We start from the raw sequence: 702 nt of genomic DNA on the forward strand, positions 1-702 counted from the left end.
TGTTGCGTAGTGCTGGGTGACCAGGACGGCTGGGGCACAAATAGGTTGTCAAAGGCCGAGTCGATTTTGGGGACTGGGATGTCCCAAAATCTATCACGAGGCCGAAGACACGCTTGTTTTTCTGCGTACCGCCGCCGCCGATGCAGATGAGCGTATCGAGATGATTGGCATGGTAGTTGTCCACGATGACATCGGTCATGTCCTGCACCTTGCCACCGAAGAGCATGCGGTGAGGTTTGTCCCGGCTGGTGCCTAGGATAGTGCCGCCACGGGTCAGGATGCCTGACAGGGTTTCCCCTTCGAGGCGTTTGAAACGGTTGTCGACCAGTCCGCGAAAACCGTCCAGAAAACCGATCATCTGCATGCCGTAATGGCCTTGCGCCGCCTTTCCCGCACCGCGTATGGCAGCGTTCAGGCCGGGACTGTCGCCTCCGGCTGTCAGGATGCCGATATGTTTTGTCATAATACTTCCCCTTAATTACCCGATGACTGCAATGGTATTGCCTACTATGCCAGCAGTTTGCGCAAATGCAAAACGACGCAGATCAAGGAAAGGGCTTTCTTGTGCTCCGAGCAGCTATGCTATTAATTCTACTTTGTCATATTTCCCCACCCCTCCGCCGACAGGATTCTGTGGCAGCCTGTCGTCGCCGGTGTCGCTCTTGAATAAGTCTGGCGAGTTGTTTGGGTGTAGGTTCTGGC

At 55.0% G+C, this 702-nt stretch carries 1 protein-coding gene; it reads right to left on the reverse strand.

What is annotated here, in order from left to right; all coding sequences use genetic code 11:
* Positions 1–463, reverse strand: a 463-nt coding sequence (locus tag ACOCD2_RS24105; RefSeq protein ID WP_293675620.1) for a 6-phosphofructokinase, incomplete at its 3' end; no start/stop codon positions are given.
* Positions 464–702: the final 239 nt, after the last annotated feature.

Source organism: Thiolapillus sp., assembly GCF_048562965.1.
Classification (GTDB): domain Bacteria; phylum Pseudomonadota; class Gammaproteobacteria; order Chromatiales; family Chromatiaceae; genus Thiolapillus; species Thiolapillus brandeum_A.